Here is a 951-nt window from a genome sequence, read left to right as displayed (position 1 = left end):
GTCGCGGCGGAGCTCGACGCCACCGGCGTCACCGTCCACACGGGGAGTCCCGTCGACGCGCTCGTCACCGATGACGACCCCGGCGTCGGAGCGAACTCGCGAATTGAAGCGGTCGAGGCCAGCGGCGAGACGTTCCCTGCCGACCTCGTCGTCGTCGGCGTCGGGATCCGACCGAACACGGCCCTCCTCGAGGACACGGACGTCGAGACGGGGCCGGGCGGCGCGATCCGGACCGACGAGCACGGGCGGACGAACCTCCCCGAGGTGTACGCCGCGGGCGACTGTGCGACCGCGATCCACGCGGTGACCGGCGAGGACGCGTGGAGCCCACTGGGGTTGACGGCGAACCGGGCCGGCCGAGCGATCGGGTCGACCGTCGCCGGCACCCCTACCCCGGTCGGGGAGATCGCCGGGACGGCGGTGGTGAAGGCGTTCGACATGGAGTGTGGCCGGGTCGGGATCCTCGACGAGGACGAGGCGATCGAGGCGGGGTTCGACCCGGTCCGAGAGACCGTCACCGCGGGTTCGCGGTCCGGCTACTACCCCGGGTCGTCGGACACCGACGTGACGCTCGTCGCCGACCGCGACACGGGACGGCTCATCGGCGGGAGCATCGTCGGGGCCGACCGCGCGGCCGTGCGGATCAACACCGTCGCGACGGCGCTGGAGTCGGGGCTCACCGTCGCCGAGTTCGAACGGCTCGATCTGGCGTACGCCCCGCCGTTCAGCCCGGTGTGGGACCCGCTGCTCGTCGCCGCGAAGGTGCTGAACGGGTCGCTGGAGTCGGCGTAGTCCGACCCCCGACCCACTCCACGATCAGTCCTCGTCGGACTCGGTGTCGTCGGGCGTTCCCTCACCCGTCCCATCCCCAATCCCGTCGTCGACCTCGACGCCTGCCCCGAGCGCGCCGAGTCCGCGGCCGACGACGAATCCCGCGCCCCCGACCGCGAC

1 protein-coding gene is annotated in these 951 nt (G+C 72.9%); it reads left to right on the top strand.

Annotated features, from left to right (window positions below; all coding sequences use genetic code 11):
- The coding region (locus ACFQEU_RS16705) for an FAD-dependent oxidoreductase (RefSeq protein ID WP_379783970.1) at nucleotides 1-792 on the top strand (792 nt) is incomplete at its 5' end.
- Nucleotides 793-951: the final 159 nt, after the last annotated feature.

Origin of the sequence: Halorubrum tibetense, from assembly GCF_042661865.1 — an archaeon.
Lineage (GTDB): Archaea > Halobacteriota > Halobacteria > Halobacteriales > Haloferacaceae > Halorubrum > Halorubrum tibetense.
The sequence above is the reverse complement of the archived record's forward strand: the minus strand, read 5'-3'. Positions and strand labels throughout refer to the sequence as shown.